Below are 694 nucleotides of genomic sequence, written 5' to 3' on the forward strand. Positions count from 1 at the left end.
TTGGCTGGGCCTGGGCCGATGCTTGATTCCATGGAAGGGCAAATCATCAGTTCAACAGGGCCAATGTACGAAAAAGGCGTCCACCAAGGGGTGCTCACGATTGATTTTGATGTCGATGCGCTGCTCACGACTTCTGAAAACCTTGTCGGGAAGCTGCACTTAGTTTCCAATTTCCAAACGATTCCTGAAGATGCCGTGCGGATCAAGCCCATTGAAAAAGAGCGCTTGAGTGCCAATCACAGTATTTATTACGAATATAACTTATGGAGCGAGATTAAGAATTTAACGTTCTTTGAAAAGTACAGCATCATGGTCGCGGTCTTTATTTACGTATTAAGTACCGTAGTACTGTTTTATGTCAACATGCACACCGAACGTCTCTACTTTAAAGATCTTGCTGCAAGAGACCCAATGACAGGGCTGCTCAACCGCAGAGGAATGCAGGCCGTTTGGCGTAATAAAATGACGAAGAAGAACGTGGCATTGGCTGTGTTCGATATCGATAACTTTAAGACTATCAATGATACTTACGGCCATGATGTAGGTGACTCTGCGATTCAACTGGTCGCGAAGTGCATCCGAGACAACATTCGTCACAGTGACGTCGCATCTCGCTTTGGTGGCGAAGAGTTTACTGTGCTATTACCGCATACCAACCAAGAGCAAGCATGCTATTTTGCTGAGCGATTACGTA

1 protein-coding gene is annotated in these 694 nt (G+C 45.7%); it reads left to right on the plus strand.

Going from position 1 to position 694, the window contains the following annotated elements; all coding sequences use genetic code 11:
• Window positions 1–694 (plus strand): GGDEF domain-containing protein (locus R7R78_RS26470; protein WP_225474655.1); only part of this gene is annotated, 694 nt, incomplete at both ends.

The organism is Vibrio sp. 2134-1 (assembly GCF_033339495.1).